The following is a 25,879-nucleotide window of genomic DNA, read 5'->3' on the forward strand; positions in this document are numbered from 1 at the left end:
CAAAATACGATGACAACATTCAAAAGCTTTCTACTGTTTTTGTGTATAACTTTTTTGGGGCATTTACAGGCGTATACGCAGGAGAAAGTAAATACTCGGGAAGTTCTATCACTTGATAAAGGTTGGAGTTTCTATCAAGGAGATATTCCTTATCCGGTAATTAAAGGGCATAATATGACATACCGAAATGCCAAAGCTGGATATGTAAGTGGAGCGGCATCACCGGATTACGATGATTCTTCCTGGTGTATGGTTGATTTGCCACATGATTGGGCGATTGAGGGAAGCGTAAATCCGAATGCCAATTTGTCTCAAGGGTATCGTGACCGTGGTTTTGGTTGGTATCGGCGTAAATTCAGACTTGCTCCTGAAGACAAAGGCAAGCATCTCGAAATACAATTTGATGGAATTTCGACTCATGCAACAATTTGGGTAAATGGAACTGTCCTGCATCGTAACTGGTGTGGTTACACTTCTATGTATATTGATATCACTCCATATGCCACTTATGGAGACAATGTCAATACAATTGCAGTGAGAGTGGATGCAGAGGCGCAGGAGGGCTGGTGGTATGAAGGAGCCGGTATTTACCGTCATACATGGTTGGTCAAACGTTCACCATTACATATTATTACAGACGGTGTGTTTGCAAATCCTGTGAAGAAAATGGGGAAACAATGGGAAATTCCGGTAGAGGTTTCCTTATATAACGCAGGGAAACTTTCTGCTGAAGGAGAAGTGGAAGTAACATTAATATCTCCTGATGGTGAACAAGTGGGGAGGCAGTCAAGTACGGTCTCCGTCACTGCACTAAGAGACAAGATTGTCAATTTGTCATTGACCGTATCCGACCCACAACTTTGGTCACCGGATAGTCCTGTTCTTTACAGGGTAAAAACAACTGTTAAACGGAATGGAATGGTAATTGATGAAGTTGAGACTAAATGTGGTTTTCGTACAATTCGTTTTGATAAGAATACAGGTTTTTGGTTAAATGGAGAAAATATTAAAATAAAAGGTGTTTGTAATCACCAAGATCATGCTGGGGTTGGCGTTGCTGTTCCCGATGCTCTTTGGGAATTCCGCCTTCGCAAGTTGAAAGAAATGGGAGTTAATGCCTACCGGGCTGCCCATAATCCAATGTCAAAAGAGTTTATGGCTGCTTGTGATAGTATAGGAATTATGGTTTTGGACGAAAACAGATTGTTTAACACATCACCTGAATATGTTCGTCAGTTGGAATGGTTGGTACGTCGTGATCGTAATTGTCCGAGCGTTATTCTTTGGTCGGTATTTAACGAAGAACCGATGCAAGGAACGGAAAACGGTTATGAAATGGTTCGTCGTATGTATGATGTGGTTAAGAAAATGGATTCGACACGCCCTGTGACAGCTGCTATGAATGGCGGATTCTTTTCTAAGTATAATGTTTCTCAGGCGGTAGATGTTGCCGGATTTAATTATCAGATTAAAAGTTATGACCGTTTTCATGAAGAGAACCCGGAATTACCTTTGATTAGTTCGGAAGATGGTTCGGCATTTATGACAAGGGGCGAATATGTAACAGACAGATCGAAGAATCTGATGGATTCGTATGATACGCAATGTGCAAATTGGGGAGCCATTCATCGTAATGCATGGAAAGCTGTGGCTGAGCGACCTTGGATGGCAGGTTGTTTTTATTGGACAGGGTTTGATTACCATGGAGAACCCACTCCGTTCCGTTGGCCCTCGACAAGTTCGTTTTTCGGCATCATGGATTTATGCGGATTTCCCAAGATGGCTTATTATCTGCATCAGGCGCAATGGATAAAAGATGAGCCTGTTTTACATTTGGTTCCACACTGGAACTGGCCTTCCGACTCTATTGGGAAACCGATTAAAGTAATGGCTTTGAGTAATGCCGATAAAGTAAAGTTGTTATTGAATGGTAAGGAAATATCTGAGCAAAAAGTAGATCCGTATGAAATGAATACTTGGTTTGTCCCTTATAAACCGGGTAAATTGGAAGCGATCGGTTATCAAAACGGGAAGGTTGTTTCACGAATGAAAGTGGAAACGACAGGCGAACCGGTTCGTTTACGATTGATTCCATACCGTCATATGTTGGCTGGTGATGGTAAAGATGCCATGCCTGTTACTGTTGAGGCTTTGGATTCCAAAGGACGTCATGTGCCGATAGCTGATAATATGATTGAATTTACTATATCAGGACCTGCAAAAATTATCGGTTTGGGTAATGGTGATCCAAATTGTCATGAATTGGAAAAAGGAAACAAGCGCAGCCTGTTTAATGGATTGGCACAAATTATTATACAGACTACAGAAGGTTCAGGGAAAGTAACTCTTACTGCAACTAGTGCTGGAATGAGATCGGCCGATCTTACAATTCTTGTGAATAAAGTTGATTTGGTTCCATTTGTAGCTGTAGAGAATTCTCCGATGTTATTGGATAAATGGATGGTTTCTCCGGGTTCTTTTGAAAAACCTGATGTGACTTGTCAGATAGTAGACAATGATATGAACAGTTGGCAGCCAGTGGCTATAACTACAGGTAAAAGTATAGTGTTGGAAAATGCTAATTATATCATATTTCGTACCGAATTTACTCCATATCAGAAATTACAGGAAAATGGGGGGATCATTTACTTAAAAAATGTAGTAGGGAAAGCAGAAGTTTGGCTGAATGGTCAATTAATAGGTACTAAAGCTACAGTGAATGACCAAGATTTGAAAGTAGAGTTTTTGCCAACAAAAAATAAATGTGATCTTCGAATCTTATTTAGTGGTTCAGTTAATACCCGGGTCGGACTAAAGGGAAGCGTTAGGATACAAGAAAAGTAAAACGAAGAATTTGAATAGATTTTAATTTTCAAGAATCGCAATGGGCCATAATATGTATTATATTGTAATAAATAGCTTGATTATAGGTAGAAGACTGCAATGAAGATAGACTATCTTTGTGAATATAACAATACTTAATTTAAATTTTAATAATCATGAATAACAGAATTCTTAAATTAATTATTTGCTTCACTTTATTGTTTTTATGTACTCCTTCATTTGGAGCTAAATGGAAAGCTAAACATGTTGTATTTATCGGATTAGATGGATGGGGAGCTTATAGTGTGGAAAAAGCAAATATGCCTACTGTAAAACAATTAATGAATGACGGGTCATATACATTGGAGAAACGGTCGGTATTACCTTCTTCGAGCGCTGTAAACTGGGCTTCTATGTTTATGGGTGCAGGACCGGAGTTACATGGGTACACTGAATGGGGATCAAAGACTCCGGAGCTTCCCTCGCGGGAACTCAGTCACTATGGTATTTTTCCAAGTATTTGGGGATTATTCAGAGATGCGAATCCGGCAGCGGAGGTTGGTTTTTTTTGTCAGTGGAATGGACTGGAATATCTGGCAGAGATGAAAGCTATGAGTAAAGAGATGAATGTAAAGGCTGAAGATGATCCTTCTGGGAAAGCTGACAAAGCGGTAGCAGCTCAGTCTTGCATTTATATTAAAGAAAAGAGGCCGGCATTTGTTGGCATTTTCTTTGATGAACCCGATCATGTCGGTCATCAAAGCGGACATGATACTGAAACCTATTATCAGAAGTTGGAAGAGTTAGACGGGTATATTGCAGAAATAGTAAATGCTGTAAAAGAAGCGGGAATGTGGGATGATACGATTTTTATAATAACAGCGGATCATGGTGGTATTAATAAAGGGCATGGAGGCAAAACAATGCAGGAAATGCAAACTCCTTTCATTATTTCCGGTAAAGGTATCAAGAAAGGATATAATTTTACAGAAAGTATGATGCAGTTTGATGTGGCTTCTACTATTGCCTATATTTTTAAATTAAAACAACCGCAAGTATGGATAGGGCGACCGATGAAACAAGTTTTCAAATAAGTAAATGTTTTTATTTTAATAAATTTGAATATCTTCAGGAGGTTATTTCAAAATGGAAATGAAATAGCCTCTTTGTATTAAATCTGTTTATTTCAATCCTATCGGTATATTTTTGTGAAATGAAATGTAAGCTAAAAGATATGTTAGTGTAATTTGAAAAACTTTTAATTATGATAAAAACATTAATTTGCAAGTATGGATATTTTATCTTATTCTTGTTTTTTTAAGTATTGTTTATTTCATTTTCTGTCTGAAGGACTGTTCGTGAAGGGGAGAAATAGAAAAAAGAAAGGGGTTGTCCATAGCGGACAACCTCTTATACGAAAGCGGAATTTTTATTGGATGCTTTTATTTGGTTTATCTACTACTTGTAGATTAATCTTTTTTGCCGGAAGGCCTTCAGATTCCACAGTCAGAACAGCCTCGCCGGTCTTACCGGATACAGAACGAAGAATAACCAGGCACAGCCCATTGTATGCTTTACGTTCATGAGACTGGAAAGAGACTAGACTGGTAGCATCGCCATTATCAGTAGCTACAATCTCAACCGGACCACTAACCGAGAACTTTAACAGGTTCTTTGTACGGGGAACGGTCAACCCTTCTTTATCTACAATATCAACACGCACAAAAGACAGATCTGTTCCATTGTTCAAAAGAATCTTTTTCTCCGGACTTACAGATAATCCAGCAGGTTGACCTGTTGTCTTTACCTGTTGTTCCGCCCACTGTTTTCCCTCTTTATAAGCTATCGCTTTCAGTTCTCCCGGTTCATACCGAATGTCATCCCAGGTAAGACGGTCATAAGAATGTTCCTTCTTGCGCCTCCCTTGTGACTTTCCGTTTAAAAAAAGTTCCACTTCGTCACCCGAAGTATAAATATGAACCGGTGTAACCTCTCCTACCCGCTCCGGCCAGTTCCAATGCGGAAGGATGTGAACTAACGGGAGTTCTTTACGCCAATAACTCTGATAATTATAGTAACGGTCTTTAGGGAATCCGCATAAATCAACAATTCCGAAATAAGAACTACGGGACGGAGTTTTTATTTTACCCAACTCTTCCAACTCTTTTCTGGCCGCTTCCAATTCTGCAGGATCAGAGAAATTCAATAGATTGGTCCGATCTTCGCTATAAGGGGTAGGTTCCCCCAAATAATCAAATCCTGTCCACACAAATTCTCCACTCATAAACGGATATGCCTCATTCATTTTGAACTGTTCTTCCGGTAGACATCCCCATCTGATGGTAGTCATATCATAAGAAGAAAGTTGAAAATCGGAACGACTGTCATCGATATCTTTCGTCACCGGAAAGAAATACTCTCCTCGGGAACTGGTAGCCGAAGAAGTCTCGCTGGCGTGATAGCGGCGTGTAGGATTCTGCTCTTTAAACAAAGGATATGTCTTATGAAAATAATTCAATCCGAAAACATCAACTTGGTTGACAATATCACGATAAATTGCATCTCTTTTATTACATCCCAATGAAGTAGGGCGCGTGGAATCTTCATCATGGCTGTAGGCAGTAAGATTGCGGGCTATCTCTATACCCAGATCGGTTACCTGATCATGCACCTCATTACCGATACTCCACATGATCACCGACGGATGATTCCGGTAATGACGAACCAAAGAGCGCATATCCGCTTCATTCCAGTCATCAAACAGGATACTGTAATCGTTTTTTGTTTTCCCTTTATGCCAACTATCCACAAGTTCCAATTGCATCATCAGTCCCATGCGGTCACAAAGTGCCACCAACTCAGGTGCAGGCGGATTGTGTGAAGTGCGAATTGCATTGGCTCCCATCTCTTTCATAATACGTAACTGACGTTCGGCTGCCACTTCATTGAAAGCTGCCCCCAATGCTCCGAGATCATGATGCATACAAACTCCTTTTATAGGCACTTTACGACCATTCAACATAAATCCCTGATCGTGAGTAAACTCAATTTCACGTATACCGAAAGGAGTCTGGTAACGCTCTACCTCCCGACCGTCTACTTCAATACGGGTCACTGCCACATAACAAGCGGGAGATTCAATTTCCCACAATTTAGGATTGGATACAGCAAAACCGGATTGTAACTCGGTGGTCGATTGTTGCTCCATCTTCACTTTTAAAGTAGGACAGGAAGCCACCTTGGTACCTTTGGGATTTCCTGCTCCGTCCTGTTCATAAATATCGGTCTTTACGCTTGCCAGTACACTCTTACTTGTATTATTTTCCAATCGAAGAGTCATATCCATAACCGCTTTATCGAGGGATATTTTTTTGTTACGTATAAAGGTTCCCCATTGTGCTACATGTACAGGAGACGTTTTCACCAACCATACATTCCGGTAAATTCCCGATCCCGGATACCAGCGGGAAGCATCATCCGGATTATCCAGACGGATAGCCAGCGTATTCTTCTTTCCGGCTTTCACGTAAGGAGTCAGATCAAGGCGGTAAGAAGCGTAACCATACGGCCACCCACCAACAAACTGCCCATTACACCAGACAGAAGAGAAAGACATTGCTCCATCTATATCCAGATAAATTTGTTTTCCGGCATCTTTGGAGTTTAATTCAAAGGATTTACGGTACCAACGTATTCCCCAATAAGGTAATTTTCCGGTAGCTCCTACATAGTTTATATTGAAAGGCCCTTCAATAGCCCAGTCATGCGGAAGATTCAGTTGCCTCCAACTACTATCATCAAAATCCGGTTCCACATAAGCCACTTCATTTCCCGGATTTCCTGCCGGACGGACATGTTTCTGTCCCGATTTGATAAAATCATTGGCACAAGGTAATAGATAGGGTTTCAGACGTGAATAGTGCAAGGTGCTGTCAGTTCCGTCCGGATCATTCTCCTGATATCGCCAGTCTCTATTCAAGCTTATACGTTCTTGCGAAGCAACTTCATTGCTCCACGAGAGAAAATATATACTCAACCCAATAAATATAAATGCCTTTCTCATCTTTAATGATATAAATTGTTTTATTAATGCTTGTTCTTTAGTCTTTTTAACTCTCTAATTATTTATAATAATTTTAATCTATCTGTCATATATAAACTGCTTTTTTATTTTTTCATCTAAACTTAGAAGAACGTTTTTAATTAGAGGAAATATAATGGAATAAATATCTAAACAGTTACCATATAACATACTTTTTATGCCTCTTTAAATCGCAACTATATACTTTCGAACAAGCTATACAACGCATGGTACAATAAAGTATATAGTTACGTTTGTTTTTGTTAAATCAGTTCACTTCAATTTCATCAATAAGCATATACGGTTTCCTTCCGGCTGCAACATGCCCTTTAGGAAGAACGGGAGTACGTTTGATAACTATTTTTACATATCGTGCTTTTACCGGTTCAAATTCTACTTCGTATTCCTCAATACCTTTTTTCTTTAAATTTGTTTCGGATGGATAGTTCTTATTTGCCACTTCGCGAAATGCCACCTTGTCATCAGAAACGGAAACAACCAATCCAAGACTTCCCATAATCCAAGAATCCACATCTATATAAGCGCTTGTTATAACACGACTTACATCCTCCATTTTGCCAAGATCTATTATTGCTGTTACATCTCCATCAATAAAACCGATCCATTCACCCGACGTACAACTTTCACCTCCTTTCATTCCATCCACCAAAGTTGGTGCACCTCCATAAAAGAATCTCTTCGTTGGTTTTATCATCTCTAATTCAATAGGACAGCCTGTTGATTTTCCAAGTGCTAGTTTTTGACTCATAATCCGGCTTTTACCTTCTGACCTGAAAGTAACGGCACGAATCTCCGTAGTATGGTTGACGATGATTGGCTCTATGTATTTCTGAGAGTTTATTGTCGGTTCCGTACCGTCTAAGGTATAATAAATCGGTACTTCATCAATTGTATTTAGAGTAGCCGTGATTGTCTTTTTTTCTGCATTCAACGTAAAATCTCCTTGTACGTTAAATATATGTTTGGCATAATTTAAACTGTCTCTTTTATAGAGCTGTATAAGTGGTATCAAACGTTTTGTAAAATCTTTGTAGTCTTTTTTGGTGGGATACAACCACTGTACTTCGGACAATGCTGCCATACGAGGAAGCACCATATACTCTACGTGATCTGTAGTAGCAATATACTCTGTCCACAAATTGGCTTGTACCCCCAAGACATGTTTCGCTTGTTCTTCCGTAAGTGAAGCTGTCGGTTCGAGGCTATATACTTTTTTCACAGGAACATATCCTCCAATAGCAAGTGGCTCTTCATTTATATCAACAGTCTGGTAATAATCCAGATAACAGTGCGTATTGGGTGTCATGATGACATCGTGCCCCATCTGTGCTGCCTTGATGCCACCTGATGTTCCACGCCATGACATAACCGTGGCATTGGGAGCTACATCTCCATCTAATATTTCATCCCAGCCGATAATTCGCCGTCCTCGTTCATTGATGAATTTCTCGATACGGGCCATACAATAACTTTGTAAGCGGTCTTCAGCACTATGTTCTTCGTCAGCTCTCAATCTTTCTGTCTTAATACGCGCTTGGCATTTAGAACAGTTTTTCCAATGTACACGCCGCGCCTCATCTCCGCCGATATGAATATATGAAGAAGGGAATATATCTATAATTTCTGTCATTACATCTTCAAGAAATAGCATGGCCTGTTCATTTCCTATACATAGTACATCTGGAAAGATACCCCATCGCTGACACACGTCATAAGGTCCCCCCGTACAACCAAATTCCGGATAAGATGCCAATGCGGCAAGCATATGACCGGGTAAGTCTACTTCTGGAATCACTGTAATATACCGTTCCTGTGCATATCTTACGATTTCCCGCGCCTGTTCCTGCGTATAGAAACCTCCATAAGGTGTATCATCATACTGATTTGTGTTTTTACCTATCACAGTACGCTTACGTATGGAACCTATTTCTGTTAGTTTGGGATATTTTTTGATTTCAATGCGCCAGCCCTGATCATCAGTCAGATGCCAGTGAAAAGTATTCATATTATGTAAAGCCAGTAAGTCAATATACTTCTTGACAAACTCTATAGGAAAGAAATGACGACAAACATCCAGATGCATACCTCGGTAGGAGAATCGCGGTTCGTCTTTAATACAACCTGACGGTAACAGAACCGTTGTTACTCTGGTTTTAGCAGGAATAGACTTTCTTAAAGTCTGGATGCCATAGAATACTCCTTGCTCTGTTTTTCCGTCAATTTTAACACCATCTGAGGTAATATTCAGTATATATCCTTCTTTGTTTTCAATATTAGGATTAAGCCCAAGTGCTATAGCATTATTCACTTTTGTACCAGAAGTAACAGTTTTTACTTCAAGAGTATATCCTAGGGCCTCCTGAAGGTATTCGGAAAGGAATTCGGCGTTCTTTTTCAACAGAAGATTATTTTGGGGATAGGTAATAAGAGTCCCTGTATTCAAAATGAACGGCTTTTCGTTCGATACCAAATTAACTTCTTGTGGTAAAGGAATTACTTGATAGTTGGCCACTTCTTTTCCATTGTTACACGAAGTGCAAATCAGTGCCAAAATGCTTGCAAAGAGCATACGATTAACTTTTTTCATACATAAATCATTATTAGTTTGTATTTGAAAATTATTATTTCTCAATTGGTTTGGATGGATCACCTGTCAACAAATTGATGGTTTCGGCTTGTATGGTTGTGTTCGGATTGAAAGAACTACTTAGCATATATTTTTTTAAGCTGTATAAAAGTTGACGGGCTACCGGGCGTTTATTCATATCTTTGTGAAAGTCAATACCCGAAATTAACAATTTGCCGGCTCCTACTTTCACTTCAAATAGTAATGCTAATGAACGATTAGTTGTCCAGTCGTCGATAACACGTATAATAGGAGATATTTCTTTTGACAGTTTTTCTATATGAATGGCTCCTGAATGGCTCATTGCATCCCACCATTGATAATTACTATAATAATCGGTTGGAAAATCGGCCAGGGCCGGATGGTGGGGGTTACATAAAATACCTAACGTATGAGGAGCTTGTCCTTTAGTCCAAGCTGTGTTCCAGAATATACTGGAGAACCCGACTGATACATCACCACCGAAATTTTTGTTCAATGAACCTTGTTTCAACGACAACAGTGCCTTACCTCCGGCTTTAAGGTATTCAATGGTTTTAAGATCCAATGAATCAATGAGCAGGAGTGTTTTATCCCATATTTGCTTTTGTGCCGGATATACCCAGAAATCCCAATCGTTGGTATATTCATTGATGGTTACTTCCAGATTCAGCCGGCTGGCTTCTTTAATGGAGTTTAAGTTGAATGAAATGTTACTTAATGGCAGGCAATTACCGATTTCTAATTTTTCAACGTAGAATCGTCCTTGAGCCATATTACGACCGTCACTGTCTTTAATGCTCCAGGATATGTTTGGGCGTTTCAATTTCTGGTAATAATTGGCAACTTCCACTTGTGCCGTGAATGTTTCGTCATTCTCAAAAATCAGCTTGGGAATACGTGCCAAGGGAACAAGGCTATTACAGAAACGGCTATACCCTTCAGAATCAATATATCCCTTTTCTTCCCAAAACACATCAAGTACCCCTACGAGTGCCGTTCCTTGTCCAGGAAAGTCGTTTAGACCCAATAGTTGGAAACCACCGAATTTCGGTGTACGTAGCGCAGCCTCAATATCGGCTTTATAACACAATGTTTGTAACTTACCGGAAGCTAGTAGAAAACTGTCAGCCAATTCTGATAAACTGTTTTCAGCAAGGTTTTCTTTAAATATTTCGTAATTTTTGGGTTTGTAGATACCCGTATACTTTCTCATCTCTTTAAAATTGGGATATGCGCACCATTGTCCTATTTCATGGCTGATGATGGGCTGAGTGAACTTATTGGTGTAATCTTGCCAATCGTAAGTAGTAGAGGGCTCTTGGGCATTGATAATACTACGTATACCTTCGCCCCAGCGTTGTATGCGCGGATTCGCATCACTTAGAAAGTCATTGACCGGTAAATTGGGCCATCCTGCAGCTGATGTATAAAGACGACGATTGTCACGAGTTTTCCAATAGGTGACAAATTCGGTCAGATAATCATTCATTTTTTTTCCGGCAGGTTCATTTCCATAAGCCATCATACAAAAAGATGGATGGTTACCATAATTCCTCACAATACATTCCGCCTCCTCTTTGATGAACTCATCGATAGGGTCACCATCACCTATTACCGATGATTGGTTGGCCCATGAGGAACATTCGATCATGAGGTAGAGTCCTAATTCATCAGCTGCCTGAAAAGCAGCTTCAGGGGGACACCATGAATGAAAACGGATGTGATTGATGCCATATTGTTTACATATACGTAATTCACGCATCCATTCCTCTTTATCGGTAGCGGGATAACCGGTTAGTGGAAAGGCGGCACAATGTAAGGTTCCCCGCATAAAGACTGGATGCCCGTTCAACTGTAAATCACCATTTTTTATGCTCCATGTACGGCAACCAAAAGTGATGGTTCTACTGTCCTGTTCTTCTTTTCCTATGCGCAATACACTACTTAGTTCATACAAATTCGGGGAGAACTCATCCCAACTTTTTATATTATTCGGTAACGGTAGTGACAATTCCAGATTATTTTCTCCTGGTTGTATAGGCCGTTTTTCCACCGTCTTTTTTCCTTCTAGATAAAACTCGAAATCAGCTTTTTTACATTTGCCAGTACTATTAAAGACATTTGCTTTTATAATCAGTTTGCCTTCCTCCGGATTCGGATATATCTCCAATTGTTTATAATAAGAGAGTCCTTTGGCTTTCAGATACATATTACCTACAATTCCGTTCCAATTTCCTTGTGTGTGATCGGAAATGGAATGGGAGTTTTCACCCGGGTCTATGTTTCTCACGGCATTATCTATACGGACAGAGATGGTATGTTTGCCGGGGGGTAGTAATTCTGTCAAGTCATATTCATGCGGAGTACTCAATACATTCCGCACACCTGCTTCTTTTCCATCAATCCATACACGGCTTTCCCAATGACAACGTTCGAAAAAAAGATGAATACTTCTTCTTTTCCATGTTTTAGGGATTGTGATATCTCGTTGGTACCATGCTACCCCGGTGTAATATGTGTCGGGTTGTAACCAGAAAGGAACTTTGAAATTATCAGATGTACGATAACGGGCATAGCGTTCTTTTTTAAAAAAGGAATCGTCATTAATACTACCTACCCATGGAGTTTTCAAACCGACAGGATCTCCTTTTTTGTTAGTTTGCATTGAACCGGGTAATTCCACTTGATCATTCAGTGTTTTTAAATACCATTGATCAGTCTCACCTTTTTCCTCTCGATCGACGGCAAAGCGCCATGTTCCCGACAAATCTATAATTTGCGAATATCCTGGTAAACTGAAGAGTAATAATAGGCTCAAAATAGAATAGTGTTTTTTCATAATAATTTTAAATTCATCGTTGTGTCGACTTTTTATATTCTTAGTAATCATTATTAGTGCTGGTTTCATAAATTGAAGATTGCACCACATTATTCTCTTTATTTTCATCAAATATCCACCGTTTGAAAGTAGATGAATCTTCTTGTTTTGTTTTTATATTCGTTGACAAGAAGCTATGATATCATTTAGTGATTGTGAGATGTTTTATATGTTAATTAAAACTCGTTATGATTGCAAAAATAGAAATATATAAACTATCTATGGTTCATTATTATTCAAAACAAGCGTACTTTTGTACAAAACGATTTTTTTACTATATTCATTATCAAGGTTATTCTTTCTTTGTAACAACTGTTTGTAATATTCTAATTCCCTTTATAACGAAATAATAAACACTCTTTTGGTTTATATGACCACGCTCCAATTGAAAAAGTTTTTAAGCATATATTTTTAACTGTAAAAGGCTGAACGCTTATCCTTATGAAAGTCAATACTCAAGATTGGCAGTTTTCTATCTTCTATTTTTACCTGAAATAGTAATGTCAATGAACTGTTGGTTGCTCAGTCGTTGATAACATGGATAATTAGGAGATGCTTTAGCTCTTAAAGTGTGTAAAAGATAGAATTGTACATATGTTTATGTTTATAAGTATGATTCAAGGAATAGGTGTAATTATAAAAAGTTTCCGGGATGCGCGGGGATTAATATGGCTTATGATGTCCGTGGGAATTTGATCTTTACAGATAACGGGGAATTACGGAAAAAAAGGTTGATGGAGTTTTACCGATATGATAAATATGACCGAATTGTCATGAGGGGAGTGATCTCCTCCTCGGGTTTTGTTTGGGGTTCTACCCGCTATCACGGTACCTGTGAGAGCTATACCGGTAATACCCGTTGTTATGGATATTCAAACAGCACGGGTTTGAATATAAAGCCGGAAAATATACATGAAGTTTATTATTATGATGATTACAGCTTTCTGAACCTGTTTGAAGATCGCATCGATTCCCTGTCTTATAAACCGAAAGAAGGTTATGGCGTGAAGTATGTCAATGGGGAAGCGGCGCATTTGTCTTCCAACGGTCTGCAAACAGGACACTTAAAGAAAGTTATTGATGATGATGACAAGTTGTTTATAAGCGCATTGTATTATGACAATAAGAGGCGTCTTGTTTAAAGTCGTACGAATAATTACATGGGCGGATATGATTGTTATTATTATCAGTATGATTATGTCGGTAATGTGTTACGTCAGGCGCATAATCATAGTAATCCGGCTGATGCATTGTTTTGTTATGAGGAGGTGTATACGTATGGTTATGACGCGGCCAAACGTCTGACCGATTGCAGACATAAGTTTAAATCCGGGCAGGAACGTTTATTATATCGTAATTCCTATGATGAATATGGCAGGGTGATAGAAAAATCGTATACTGAGAAATGTAAAACTACATATGCCTATAATATGCGGAATCAGCTGACGGGTATACAGACTGATGATTTATACAGCCAGACTTATACTTTTACTAACGGAGGAAACATAGAACGTACCGACTGGTATTGCGATTACGTTGATTTTCGCCATACCTATGCATATACTTATGATAAATTAGACAGGCTTGTGAGTGCGAAGCATACCGCAAATGACGATATAGCAAGTCAGATCGTTGATTATCAAGAGTATGATGGTAGGCCGATATATGACGTAAGCTATGAATATGACAAACATGGTAATATAACCCGTCTTCAGCGTTTGGGATACACCGGCGAATATTTAGTACGTTCCTTGGATGACCTGACATACCGGTATGACGGTAACCGGTTGATGTCCGTGGAAGCCGCTGATAATGATCAATATGTGAGTACATTTGAGGATGAGGTCCATGAGACGGAGGAGTGTTCTTATGATCTGAATGGGAACCTGGTTAAAGATAATAACCGTAATCTGCAGAATATAGATTATAATTATTTAAATTTGCCCCAACGGATTTGTTATGGCAGGCAGGATGCCGGAAAGGTGATTTCCTATACATATGCCACTGACGGTACGAAATTGAAATCTCTTTACGCAACGGGTACTAATGATATTTTATCACCGATCGATACATTGGATTCAAATATGGATAATGATGTTGTTTATTCGGACAGTGTTGTCTATTGTGACAACAGCCTTTATGTGAAAGGGAGGCTGGATCGGATTTTACTTCCGGACGGGTATATACAGGCCACTTACCAAACAATAAGAGGACGTTTGGTTGCTTTTTATAAGTATTATTATCTTATGAAGGACCACCAGGGAAGTGCCAGGATAAATATAAGTGAGGAGTACTTGGATGACAGGCCTTCTGAAGGAAGTCAGAAAGCTGTCAGTTATTATCCTTTTTGGAAAGCCATGACGGGTTGGACAAAATGGGTTAACCCTTTCAAAGAGCCGTATACATACACGGGGAAAAAGGAGGAAACCATGCATGGCTTGGGGTGGTATGACTATGGAAGACGGTTTTATGATCCGAATTACAGGTTAAGTTTTATCAGTGTTGATCCGCTTTGTGAGAAGTATTATTCGATTTCACCTTATGCGTATTGTGCGAATAATCCAATAAAATATATCGATCCAAATGGACTGTGGGTTCATGATTCTTCAGGATGGTATACAGAAGACATAAATGACATAGAACGATTTCTTAATATGATAAGAATAGAAAATGATATACAAGAAAGTGTTTCTAAAAGCCAGTTGTATACTTTTATTAATGAGGAGTATAAGGGAACAGGAGGCCGATTAAGTGATGGGAGTGTATTATTATCAGAAGTGAGTGTGGTCAAAAACGAACAGGAAGAATGGGACTTTCCCGAATATCAAAAGATGGCAATGCTTAATGAAATAGACAAATATGGCTCTTTTATCTTAAATGATTATGATTATTATCAACAAACAGCAGGTTTAAATGGTGATTGGAAACATATAGTGGGCCCTTCCTTGATTCTTTTGGGGCAGCCTATTCGAGCACTGAAACCTATTGGAGCATTAGGGTCAAGACCTGGTTCTTCAATAGCGTCTTATACTTTTTCAAAAGCTTTACCCCAGCGTTTTACGAATGTCTTTGGAAAGAAATTTGGAACAAAAATTGCAAAAAAAGTAGGTACTAATACTATTGGTAGAGCTATTGGTCGATTTGTTCCTTATTTGGGATGGGGGATAACTATTGCGACTACATCATTTAGTTTAGGAGAGAGATTTGGACCAAGTACTTGGTTTGGAAATAATGATTATAAATGGTTTGAATGAAAACAATGAATGAAGATGATATTTGGAGACAAATTATTCAGTTTGTCAAAGAAGAACGATGGGATGGTGAATACACTCGCGAAACAGATCTTGTAAAAGATTTAAAGCTCAAAGGAGATGATGCTTACGAATTTATCTGTTTGTATAGTAAAAAATTCAATGTAAATATTGCTAAGTTTAATTCTGAAAAATATTTCTATGCTGAAGGAGACTGGATATTGTTAGAAATATTAGATTTGATTCTAAAACGGAAGAAAAAGGTTAAGGAAAAAATAACTCTCGGTGATTTAGAAAGAGGTGTAAAAGAGGGAAAATTAGTTTAATATTATACGTAAAATGTTTGATATTTTTGTATGTGTTTGTTATGGTCGAGTACGATATACCACCTGTGGTGACACAAATGAATATTATTCGTTCTGAACTAAATGCACAAGGAGGAAATTATGGACAAAGGTTAGATTATGGAGCAACTTCCGTAGGGAGTTATAACTATATTCCATTCGATATTTCGGCGCAAAACCAATTAAGTTTTGGATTTGTACCTTTACCTATTAATAAATTTTTAAAATTCAAATAGAAACAGGTTGCCATGAAAAATATTTTGATTATAATAATATTGTTTTTTCTACAAAATAATATGTTTGTACAGAAAAATTATAGTACCGATTCTATTAAATATTTAGCGGGATATAATGCTATTATTAATGATTCTATAAATAAGGGGAAAAGCTTGATAATTTCGAATTCACTTATTGACTTAAATATTTCTGTGTTTTATGAGGAACTAAAACAAAAAGGTGAAGATAAGCGCTCTGTAATGATCCGGTTGTTATATAAAATATATCAAAATGTTGATTTCTGTTTTAAATTGACATTTTTAAACGATAAAAGTGTAAAATGTTCAAAGAATATATTGTTTTTTTCTCCGATTATAAATGATTCAATTTTATGCGCAGAACTGTTTGAATATAGAAGTAACCTAAATAAAAATAATGAAAATGAATACATGCGTATAGCAGCATTTAATACAAGTTATATATATTTATTTGTGTTTGATAAAGTCGGAAAGATAAAATCAATGTTTAGAAAAGAGATGATTTATGATTAATCAGGTAAGTTTGTGTTTTAGTTTGACTAAAACTTTTGAACAATGTGAGTTCTGTATAAAAAATTGAATGCTTATCCAATTTGTGAGATTTAAGATTATGAAATTAAAAAGAATTATTGCTTTTATTATTGATGTATTTGCATCATCTGCTATTGTTTATATTACTATCACTATTTTAAGAATATGTCATATATGGATTATTCCCTATATTATGATGGTTCTATTATATGTTCTGATGGTGTGTAAGGATTGTTATAATGGTCAAAGTATAGGCCGAAAGATTGTTGGTATTCAAGTGTTTGATAGTAAGACAATGAAAGTTGCAAGCCCTTTAAAGTGTATTCTACGTAATTGTTTCTATTTAATATATCCAATAGAAGGACTCGTTATGTTATGTAATTCCTTGGGATTGAGGATGGGAGATTATGCTACTCAGACTAAAGTAGCTGAGTGGAATGCTGATTTGAAAGAAGTCAATTATATAAAAATAGCTCAAGCAATAGCCTTGGTCTTTACGGTATTTGTACTTTTATGTGTCTTTATAGTTATGTATACGAAAGACAGTGAAAAAGGGCTTTTGGATCTTCTGTATAATTATTAATAGTTAAGTATTATATCCTTTGTATAATGAATGGGACATTTATGTACAAAGGGTGTAATAACGATTTTTAGAAAAGATATATTAAAAAATGAAATTAAAGAGAGTCATAGCTTTCGTAATTGATCTGTTCATTACGTCTGTAATTTGTTTTATCGTCATTTTATTTTTAAAAAAGTGTAATGTTCGGATTACTTCTTACATTGTATCATCTATAGTATATGTTTTAATATTATGTAAGGACTGCTATAATGGTCTTAGTATAGGTAGAAGAATTACTAATATTCAGGTATTTGATAGTAAAACAATGAAAGTAGCCAGCCCTGTTAAATGTGTTTTACGTAATTACTTTTATGCACTACATTTGTTAGAAGTCTTTTTGGTACTGTTTACTTCTTCGGGACTACGCATAGGTGATCGTATCACTGGAACAAAGGTTGCGGAGAGAAATATGAATTTAAAGGAAGTAGATCTAAGAAAAATCGTTTTAGCTGTAAGTGGAGTTATCGCGATTATACTTCTTATGGGAGTTATTATATACATTAGGGCTTCCAGCTTAGGGCGTATGGATCTTTGGTATGAATAGTATCTGTAGTTTATACATAATATTCTTAATAAATACTACTGTAAACCTTACCATTATTTGAAAACACTGTTTTTCATGTGTGCACGTTCGGGCGAAAATTATATTGAATTATTGCGTTTGAGCTACTGTTTGATTCACAAACAATAACTTTATGACAGGGAGTATATACAAAAAGACCTGAGGTGTGTTGTGATTTCGGATACGTATAAATACTAAATAAACAGATAAACAGATTGTTTGGGTATTGAAAATATATAACATTTTTGCAGATTTTTAATTTGCTGTAAATCAAGATGTTATACGAGTTGTTTTTTCCTCTACGAGAATCGCTTCGTTTCTCTACGGAGATTGGGTCGAAACTCTACGAGAAACGAGGCGTTTCTCACCGAGGAATAAACTGAATATTTATAAAATACAACAATTGGTATCAATATGATAAACGGAAACAATTATCAAATGTTATGAAAATAGAAAATGAAGTCGGAAATGGAATCTTTATTAGATATATATTCTTTATAAATAGTTGATTTTAGTAGAGGAGTATACGAAGATTCTATTTATCAAAAGAGGGTTATTTACTGAATATTCCTAATGAATGGAAGTTTATACGAGAAAGCTAAAAAGAATATTTTTGATTGTTTTTTCAGTAATTCAGTAAAAAAGCCATTCCCATATTTGAGGATGGCTTTTTCCTGGAAAATGATAAAGCTTTAGAATTACTCACAAAGTGGTACTTTATAGCCTATTATCAATAATTCATTAAAGCGGTATCTTATTTCTGAAATATTTCCGGGTACTTTCTTATAAAATAAACCGGAGTACAACTCCATGCATGGCAATAGCTATTAAGAGGGTAAAAATCGTAAGGTGAAATAAAATCATTATCCGGATCGTATGCTTCCCAAAATGTGTCTGCACCTTTGTTTATCATTCCTCCCCAGTATTTGATCAAAGCGTCTTTTGCTTCATTGTTCATGCCGCAATTGATTAGTGATTGAATGTAATAATGATACATATAAGGAGTTCCTGGATAACAAACTCCAGGTATGGTATTCAGGGCTGCAAGTGCTTTTTTACCTTCTGCTTTTGTGGCAATTCCGCTTAATATCATCCATATCTGTGAGGCATAAGAAATCTGTTTGTCTCCAAGACCCACAAACACTCCTGCCTTTTTGTCGTACAGGTTTTTACGTGCAGCTTTTGTCATTTTATCGGCTAAAGCCGGAATATCTGCTACTTCTTTTTCCTTGCCGAGTAATTGTGCCAGTTTGTAAGACTCTCTGAGTGCAAATACAGCTATGCCTTGTGTTGCCACTTCCTTGTATAAATCTTCTTTCCAGTCGAAGAATACCCACCACTCTTCATTTAGCTTTTCAAAGTCCATTAAACCATCTGATTTGACATATGTGCGGACAATATCTAATTGTCTTTTGGCCACTGGCCATAAATCCTCGGCTGTTTCTTTATCATTTGTTGCTTCCAGATAGTCTTTTAAGCTTGTATTATAGAGTAAGGCATATTCGTAAAGAAACTGTTTGTCCTGTGCCCGTGGTACAGGATTTTCGATTATTGTAGCTAATAGGTATCCATTCATATCACTTAATCCGGCTAATAGATATAGACACCGTTTGGTCAAATCATGTTGTTTGAACGAATAGTTATTTCCCAACGCCTCCAGATATAAATCGCCGATCCAAAGGCGTTGATCTCTTTTGGGACCATCTTCATAAACCGTTTGCATACATTCTTTTAGTGTATTTAAACTAACTTCATCTATTTTTCTTATCATTGGATCTACAGAGAGAGGTAGGCTTTCCGGTTTGTTCTTTGCTGAAGTCCGGGCAAGACATTTTATATCGTAAATATTGAAATCATAGTAAGGAGAACTGCCTAATAATTCTATTTTTACATACCGGAAAGAAAGCCGGCGTGAAATATTTACCGTTTCAGGAACGTACATTACCGAAACGATTTCATCCTGAAGCCATCCCCTGCTCAATATTCCGGGATAAGGATCGAAAGGGACGGATACTTCTGCCGGAACCTCTCCGAATGTTAATTTAAATTTCAGAGGCCCGTCGGCAGCCAGTCCTGTGGACCTGACGGAGAAGCTGAAGTTTCCGGTCATGTGTTCTCCGAAATCAATAATAACTTCTTTCTTTTCTCTGAAAGGTGTGTTGTATAAGGAGTCGATCGGATTAACATTCAATACTTTCCATTTCTGAAACGAATGATTGTCGGGAATGATATTAACTACTTTCAAAGGCCTTTTTTCTGTGATTATAAGTTTTGGTTTATATTGTTCTGCTTTTTGAAGCCATTGATTACGAGTGTTTTCGTAATAATTTTGTGCCAGACAAAAAGATGCGGGAAAAAACAGTAATAAACTGAATAAAACGAATTTTTTCATATTAATATTCGTATTAATTTTTTGTATGAATAATAAATTTTCCTGTTTGATTTAGAGTTTAATCTTCTTTGGTAACTCCTTCTTCAAATGTCTACTAATATTTTTAGCCCATAATTCTCCTAATATTTTAGCTCCTACAGCATTTGGATGGAGATAGAACGTACCGGAGTTGCCATTCTCGGCAACAAAATACTTCGTTGCCTTTCTTTTAAAAAGGTTGTAACCATCGCGGTCTCCTGTCAGTATATATGCTTTTTCTTTTGCCAGGGCATCGAGGACCGGAGTATAGGTTTGTAAACGGTTGAGGCCTTCTTTGAGATAAGTTGCAGCATTATGCGTATTGGGACTATACCACAATGGACGATGCAGTACGAAGTAGCTTCCCGGGTAACGATTATGTAGACTATCTATGATTACTCTCAGATTTTCCTTGTATTTTTCTGGGGAGACTGGTGCGCCATTAGTTCCTTTTATCGCACTATCATTTGTCCCGAGCATAATAGAGAATATAAGCAGATTTCTATCTTTTCTATATAATGTATCGGCTGCCTGAATCACCGTTTGATACAATGTTTTTGACTCAGGAAGAAAATCAACGGTTGTTTTTCCACTGCAGGCACAATTTGCATAGCCGACTTTGTAGCCGTCAATCTGCAATTTATTTACAGTCTTTACTGGAGGAGCTTCTGATCCGGGGTTTATCAGGTTGGCTCCGTAAGTAATACTGTTTCCTATGAAAACAATATTAATTTTTATATCAGAAGTTTGAGCCAATAAATTGACTGTAAACATTAAGAATAAAAATGCAAGGCTGTTTTGTTTCATTATTACCCTGTTATAAGATTATAGACTCTGTATGGATTTTTATTTCTTTGTTATCGCTCCGCTCCTTATTGATACGATAGAATTGTTATTTGGTTCTTCCTTATATGTTACATTTATGAATGTTGGATTGGCCACATTGTCGAACCAGAAAGCCGGACGAATCTCATTTCCCTGATACGTTAAATTTACATTCTCAAATGTGATGTTACGTACATTATTAATAAACCATCCCCAGCAAGGCAATGCCCGTGCATCAACTTCAGGCTGTTGGATTTCAATGTTTTTTAATGCCGGATTGTCGCTGCCTACATAGTCTATCGATATATCGCGAAAGGTCACATTGTCGAAGATTCCACCTCTCCAGCTTTCGATAGAAGAAGCGTATTTGTTTATTCTGGTCGCTTTTACCCGTTCAGTAATGATATTGTTTGCATCATTACCTTCGTTCAGTATAAACATAAAAGGATTGTTTACATTGTCGATCGTTATATCGTGGATATGTACATCCTCTATTTTGCCGCTTGCTTTTCCCCATCCTCCGGGTTGTAGCAGAATAGCTGAAAGCATATTTGTACGCCTTAACTCTTTTGATGTGCGGTGTGGATATTTTCCGGGTCCCTGAAATGTACAATTGGATATAGTAAGGCCTGTAGCTGGCATAATCATACGAATTCCATTGCAGGAAGTATTTAAATAACAGTCGGTAATAACCATATTCTCCCAAAATCCTCCGGCAATGGCATCATCTCCTGTCTGAAACTTACAATTACGTATAATTATATTTTTGCCACCCCGTATATGGATACCGTCCCAACCTTCATTCATCTCGAGGTTGTGGAATACTGCATTTTGTATTTCGTATGCCATAAGGGCATAGTTTGCAGCACAGTTAACGGTGATATTATTTATTGAAAAGTTCTTCGATTCGCCTATGATAATAGTATGAGGACCTCTCATTTTCTCTTCACCATTGGGATCATACACATGGCTACCATCAACTGTTCCGTTACCTTCTATCGAGAAGTTACTTATTCCTGATGCCAATATTAATACTTTATTCCAGTTAGCGTCTTTAGAGCTGTTTGCATTGTCACCACCTTCGCCGCTGTCGTACTTACTCAAGTCTTTGGACGGTATATAAGACTCGTATTCACTAACTACATCGGTTCCTTTCAATACTGCTTCATCGTCAAGGTAAAGGGTAATATTACTTTTTAAACGGATGGTTCCACTTAAAAATTTTCCTTTTGGAATTAATACAGTACCCCCTCCTTTACTGGAACAATCTTCGATAGCTGCATTTATAGCTTTTGTATTAATTGTTTTTCCGTCGCCTTTTGCCCCATATTTACGGATATCATATGTGTTTTTTTGAGATGCGGGGACACTTGCATATGAAATGCACAGAGCTGGTAGCAAGAAAAAAAGAATGGAGTATCTCCTGATTTTATTGGTTTTCATGTTATTCTTTTTATTATGGTTATTCGTTTTACTTTATTTCTTTATTTAAGTTCCTGATGATAAAAAGCAGGTCCTCTTTGGTCTTTCCATATCCGGTAGGTATTAAAAACCATTTCTGGTTATACTCTATACTTTGATTTGGAGCAAGTGAAATATATTCTCCATGATTTTCGAGTTCGATGTATTTCCCGTCCGGAGCTATAAAAAACTCTACTTCACCTTGCCCGGGTGGGGTATCCTTAACCTGAATATCGGGGAAACATTTTACAAAAAGTATATTTTTATAATAATGGGCCATCCATCCTTCTTTAGCTGTACTAAACAGCTTTTGTGCCGGCATATTTTCTTCCTTAACGAAAGGAAACCATAAAATACCATTTTCGATATAGGTTGTCGGTATTCCCGGTTTATTTATTTGGTCGTCTTTTTCTCCAATCGGAAAGAAGCTTAATCCTCCTGATACACGCGAAACATCCCAGGGAGCCAATTTTCGTATTTTATCCGATGTGTTTTTTATTTTATAGTTGATATATATGGAAGTATCGGCTACCGAGATTGAAAATTCTTTTGTAATACAAATATTTGTATTGTCAATCTGGCTTGTCATAGATAACTTTTCCTCATCGATCCGGACTTCATAGGGTAATTTGTCTATGGCCGGACAAGGAGGCCAATAATTAGCCTGGGGTGAAAGCCAGAAAGTAGCTCCATAATAAACAGGATTTACAGCATCCGTTGTCAGTAATTCGCTTTCTCCCCTTCGGAATGAGACGATACGTCCTCCGGTTTCAGCTGATACGCTGAATGACAAATCTCCTAATGATAAGGTGTATACATTTTCTGTACACCTTATGGTATGGTTATTGTGACCTTTTGCGATAGTCGGTACCAAAAATACTAAAAGGACAATATATTTTGTAGCCTTACTGTTCATCCCATCTGTTTGGTATGGTTAATATAAATTCATTGGTAGAAGGTTGTGCTCCCATCTCAAATTCGAGTTTACCTCCTTTTACTATATCTTGATGCGTGATATACAACTTGTTATATTTTTCTCCGTTTAGCTTTATTGATTGAATGTAAATATTTTCCTTCGACAGGTTATGGGCTTCTATGGTAAAGGTGTTGGCTCCGATTTTCAAATCCGCTTTATCGAGCATCGGTTTTCCGAAAACATATACTCCTCCGGCAGGATTTACCGGATAAAAGCCCATTGCACTGTATACATACCAGGCTGACATTTGTCCGCAGTCTTCATTGCCGCACAAACCGTCTGGTTGAGTAGTGTATAATGTAGTCATTATTTCGTGAACTTTTTCCTGGGTTTTATGCGGCTGTCCTGCATAATTATATAAATAGGCTACATGGTGGCTTGGCTCATTCCCATGTGCATATTGCCCTATCAACCCTGTAATATCTATCGGCACATCGTGTCCTGACATATCGGTAGGTACCGAGAATAATTTGTCCAGTGCTTCGGCAAAAGTGTTTTTATCACCATGTAGCGCGATTAATCCCTCTACATCATGTGGAACAAAAAAGGAGTATTGCCACGAATTTCCTTCCACCCAGTCGCACTCGCCATAAGATGAATAGAACGGGTCGAACGGACGGCGAAATTTCCCTTTTGACGAGAAGCCATTCATTAACTTATATTCTTTGTCAAAATAGGTTTTGTAAGTGGCAGCTCGTTTCATAAAGTATTCGTAGTCGTCATTTCTTTTCAGATCTTTTGCAATTTGAGCTATACACCAGTCATCGTAACAATACTCTAAAGAAGTAGATACGGACTTATTATATTTATCATAAGGGATATATCCGTATTGTTTTAATTCTTTGACGCCAAATTCATCCTGCATAGCCGAAGCCTTCATTGCCTCATAGGCCTTTTCTACGTTATAACCCCTGATTCCTTTAAAGTAAGCATCTACAATTACAGGAATGGAATGATAGCCTATCATACAGTTTGTTTCGCTCGACCATAACGACCACACAGGCAATAAACCATATTCGTCGTATTGCGCGAGCATGGAATTAATTATATCGTTTGTTTTATCGGGTGTTATTAGTGTAAGCAATGGATTCTGGGCCCGGAAAGTATCCCATAACGACATTACTGTATAATTTGAAAAATCTTGGGTCGTATGAACTTTTTTATCTGAACCCAGATACTCACCATTCACATCATTGTAAAGACAAGGAGCCAAAAGTGAATGATAGAATGCTGTATAAAATATGTTTTTTGTTTCCTCTGGTGCACTTACGGCTATTGTCGATAGTTTACTTCTCCATTCAGCTTGTGTTTTAGCCAATACTTCATCGAAATTCCAATCAGGAATCTCGTTAGATAGATTTTTAAGGGCATTTTCGATACTGACTGCCGATATGCCAACTTTTATAAGTACTTTTTCATTTTGTTTTGTCTCGAAATTAAGGATCGCTTTTATATTTTTACCTTCCGCTCTTTTATCTTCTATAATCATGTCGTCTGTGACAACATTCGCAGATTGAAAAGGCTTTGATACCTGCATAGCGAAAAATAATTGTTGGTTACTCCAATATTTTTCGCCTGGCTCTCCCCATCCTTTTGTTTTTCGTTGTCCGGTAATTGTGTTATTGTTTATAACTTCTAATGATGTATAAATGACAGAATCGGTAGAGAAATGATGTGATAAGTCAAGAATTATATGGGAATTTATATTTTCCGGGAATGTATATCTATGAATACCGCAACGGGGTGATACTGTCAGTTCAGCCATTATATCATAGTCTTTCAGATTGACTTTGTAATATCCGGGAGAGGCCCATTCTTCATCATGTGAGAAACGAGAACGGTAACCCCAGTCAGGATTTTCTTTTGTTCCTGCCTGTAGTTTTACATCCCCGACAAAAGGCATCAGCATAACATCCATAAGGTCTGAACGTCCCGTGCCCGATAAATGGGTATGGGAAAATCCTATTATTGAATTGTCGGAATAGTGGTATCCCGAACACCAGTCCCATCCTTCCAATCCGGTATCGGGACTTAGCTGAACCATCCCGAAGGGGGATGTTGCTCCGGGAAAAGTATGCCCATGCCCTGCTGTTCCTATAAACGGATTGACATAATTTAAAATATCGTCCTTAAATGCCTTTTTATCTTTTGATGAATTGCATCCTACAACAAGTACAGCTACAAGCAGGATTAATGTATATTTTCTCATATTTTTAGGTATATATTGTTATT

The 25,879-nt window shown here is 37.6% G+C and carries 16 protein-coding genes; 8 read left to right on the plus strand and 8 right to left on the minus strand.

Features of this window, described 5'->3' with window-relative positions; translation table 11 throughout:
- Positions 1–9: 9 nt before the first annotated feature.
- On the plus strand, positions 10–2,844 hold the full coding sequence (gene galA / locus HCG69_RS01075; RefSeq protein ID WP_221648486.1) for a beta-galactosidase GalA: 2,835 nt from the start codon (positions 10–12) through the stop codon (positions 2,842–2,844).
- A 155-nt stretch (positions 2,845–2,999) separates the two neighbouring features.
- Positions 3,000–3,917, plus strand: coding sequence for an alkaline phosphatase (locus HCG69_RS01080; RefSeq protein ID WP_221648487.1), 918 nt, complete (start codon positions 3,000–3,002; stop codon positions 3,915–3,917).
- 335 nt (positions 3,918–4,252) lie between these two features.
- Here HCG69_RS01080 and galB read toward each other — a convergent pair whose 3' ends face one another.
- The 3 genes from galB to HCG69_RS01095 all read right to left on the minus strand — a co-directional run bounded on the left by galB (position 4,253) and on the right by HCG69_RS01095 (position 12,372).
- Positions 4,253–6,886 (minus strand): beta-galactosidase GalB, encoded by a 2,634-nt coding sequence (galB, locus tag HCG69_RS01085; protein ID WP_221648488.1) that lies wholly within the window; start codon positions 6,884–6,886, stop codon positions 4,253–4,255.
- A 286-nt stretch (positions 6,887–7,172) separates the two neighbouring features.
- Positions 7,173–9,512 (minus strand): family 20 glycosylhydrolase, encoded by a 2,340-nt coding sequence (locus HCG69_RS01090; RefSeq protein ID WP_221648489.1) that lies wholly within the window; start codon positions 9,510–9,512, stop codon positions 7,173–7,175.
- Positions 9,513–9,546: 34 nt separating this feature from the next.
- Positions 9,547–12,372, minus strand: a complete 2,826-nt coding sequence (locus tag HCG69_RS01095; RefSeq protein WP_221648490.1) for a sugar-binding domain-containing protein — start codon at positions 12,370–12,372, stop codon at positions 9,547–9,549.
- A gap of 773 nt (positions 12,373–13,145) precedes the next feature.
- On the opposite strand from HCG69_RS01095, the gene HCG69_RS01100 reads away from it, so the two are divergent.
- From HCG69_RS01100 to HCG69_RS01125, 6 genes are all read left to right on the plus strand, one after another.
- Positions 13,146–13,553 (plus strand): hypothetical protein, encoded by a 408-nt coding sequence (locus HCG69_RS01100; protein WP_221648491.1) that lies wholly within the window; start codon positions 13,146–13,148, stop codon positions 13,551–13,553.
- 18 nt (positions 13,554–13,571) lie between these two features.
- Positions 13,572–15,665, plus strand: coding sequence for an RHS repeat domain-containing protein (locus tag HCG69_RS01105; protein ID WP_221648492.1), 2,094 nt, complete (start codon positions 13,572–13,574; stop codon positions 15,663–15,665).
- Positions 15,662–15,988: a DUF1493 family protein gene (locus HCG69_RS01110; protein ID WP_255585239.1), complete on the plus strand. Its 327-nt coding sequence runs from the start codon at positions 15,662–15,664 to the stop codon at positions 15,986–15,988. The genes HCG69_RS01105 and HCG69_RS01110 overlap by 4 nt, the downstream gene beginning before the upstream one ends.
- 266 nt (positions 15,989–16,254) lie before the next feature.
- A complete protein-coding gene (locus HCG69_RS01115; protein ID WP_221648493.1) occupies positions 16,255–16,773 on the plus strand; it encodes a hypothetical protein in 519 nt (172 codons plus the stop codon).
- Positions 16,774–16,870: 97 nt separating this feature from the next.
- Positions 16,871–17,374 carry an RDD family protein gene (locus HCG69_RS01120; protein ID WP_221648494.1) on the plus strand — a complete coding sequence of 168 codons (504 nt, stop codon included), beginning with the start codon at positions 16,871–16,873 and terminating at the stop codon, positions 17,372–17,374.
- Positions 17,375–17,462: 88 nt separating this feature from the next.
- Positions 17,463–17,957 (plus strand): RDD family protein, encoded by a 495-nt coding sequence (locus tag HCG69_RS01125; RefSeq protein WP_221648495.1) that lies wholly within the window; start codon positions 17,463–17,465, stop codon positions 17,955–17,957.
- Positions 17,958–18,729: 772 nt separating this feature from the next.
- Here the strand turns inward: HCG69_RS01125 and HCG69_RS01130 are convergent.
- Genes HCG69_RS01130 through HCG69_RS01150 form a run of 5 tightly spaced genes read right to left on the minus strand, consistent with a single transcriptional unit; the run spans position 18,730 to position 25,856 of the window.
- Positions 18,730–20,367 carry a glycoside hydrolase gene (locus HCG69_RS01130; protein ID WP_221648496.1) on the minus strand — a complete coding sequence of 546 codons (1,638 nt, stop codon included), beginning with the start codon at positions 20,365–20,367 and terminating at the stop codon, positions 18,730–18,732.
- A 51-nt stretch (positions 20,368–20,418) separates the two neighbouring features.
- Complete coding sequence (locus tag HCG69_RS01135; RefSeq protein WP_255585240.1) at positions 20,419–21,192, minus strand: GDSL-type esterase/lipase family protein; 774 nt, start codon at positions 21,190–21,192, stop codon at positions 20,419–20,421.
- A gap of 39 nt (positions 21,193–21,231) precedes the next feature.
- Positions 21,232–22,653, minus strand: coding sequence for a glycoside hydrolase family 28 protein (locus HCG69_RS01140; protein WP_221648497.1), 1,422 nt, complete (start codon positions 22,651–22,653; stop codon positions 21,232–21,234).
- A gap of 28 nt (positions 22,654–22,681) precedes the next feature.
- On the minus strand, positions 22,682–23,587 hold the full coding sequence (locus HCG69_RS01145; protein ID WP_221648498.1) for a DUF4380 domain-containing protein: 906 nt from the start codon (positions 23,585–23,587) through the stop codon (positions 22,682–22,684).
- Positions 23,577–25,856, minus strand: coding sequence for a GH92 family glycosyl hydrolase (locus tag HCG69_RS01150; protein ID WP_221648499.1), 2,280 nt, complete (start codon positions 25,854–25,856; stop codon positions 23,577–23,579). The genes HCG69_RS01145 and HCG69_RS01150 overlap by 11 nt, the downstream gene beginning before the upstream one ends.
- Positions 25,857–25,879 lie beyond the last annotated feature (23 nt).

The sequence above is a fragment of the Bacteroides sp. K03 genome, from assembly GCF_019734355.1.
Lineage (GTDB): Bacteria > Bacteroidota > Bacteroidia > Bacteroidales > Bacteroidaceae > Bacteroides > Bacteroides nordii.

Excerpts from the sequence above, each read along its gene's own strand:
- galA (WP_221648486.1), top strand. The coding sequence starts at position 10 with ATGACAACATTCAAAAGCTTTCTACTGTTTTTGTGTATAACTTTTTTG.
- HCG69_RS01080 (WP_221648487.1), top strand. The coding sequence starts at position 3,000 with ATGAATAACAGAATTCTTAAATTAATTATTTGCTTCACTTTATTGTTT.
- galB (WP_221648488.1), bottom strand. The coding sequence starts at position 6,886 with ATGAGAAAGGCATTTATATTTATTGGGTTGAGTATATATTTTCTCTCG.
- HCG69_RS01090 (WP_221648489.1), bottom strand. The coding sequence starts at position 9,512 with ATGAAAAAAGTTAATCGTATGCTCTTTGCAAGCATTTTGGCACTGATT.
- HCG69_RS01095 (WP_221648490.1), bottom strand. The coding sequence starts at position 12,372 with ATGAAAAAACACTATTCTATTTTGAGCCTATTATTACTCTTCAGTTTA.
- HCG69_RS01100 (WP_221648491.1), top strand. The coding sequence starts at position 13,146 with ATGGAGTTTTACCGATATGATAAATATGACCGAATTGTCATGAGGGGA.
- HCG69_RS01105 (WP_221648492.1), top strand. The coding sequence starts at position 13,572 with ATGGGCGGATATGATTGTTATTATTATCAGTATGATTATGTCGGTAAT.
- HCG69_RS01110 (WP_255585239.1), top strand. The coding sequence starts at position 15,662 with ATGAAAACAATGAATGAAGATGATATTTGGAGACAAATTATTCAGTTT.
- HCG69_RS01115 (WP_221648493.1), top strand. The coding sequence starts at position 16,255 with ATGAAAAATATTTTGATTATAATAATATTGTTTTTTCTACAAAATAAT.
- HCG69_RS01120 (WP_221648494.1), top strand. The coding sequence starts at position 16,871 with ATGAAATTAAAAAGAATTATTGCTTTTATTATTGATGTATTTGCATCA.
- HCG69_RS01125 (WP_221648495.1), top strand. The coding sequence starts at position 17,463 with ATGAAATTAAAGAGAGTCATAGCTTTCGTAATTGATCTGTTCATTACG.
- HCG69_RS01130 (WP_221648496.1), bottom strand. The coding sequence starts at position 20,367 with ATGAAAAAATTCGTTTTATTCAGTTTATTACTGTTTTTTCCCGCATCT.
- HCG69_RS01135 (WP_255585240.1), bottom strand. The coding sequence starts at position 21,192 with ATGAAACAAAACAGCCTTGCATTTTTATTCTTAATGTTTACAGTCAAT.
- HCG69_RS01140 (WP_221648497.1), bottom strand. The coding sequence starts at position 22,653 with ATGAAAACCAATAAAATCAGGAGATACTCCATTCTTTTTTTCTTGCTA.
- HCG69_RS01145 (WP_221648498.1), bottom strand. The coding sequence starts at position 23,587 with ATGAACAGTAAGGCTACAAAATATATTGTCCTTTTAGTATTTTTGGTA.
- HCG69_RS01150 (WP_221648499.1), bottom strand. The coding sequence starts at position 25,856 with ATGAGAAAATATACATTAATCCTGCTTGTAGCTGTACTTGTTGTAGGA.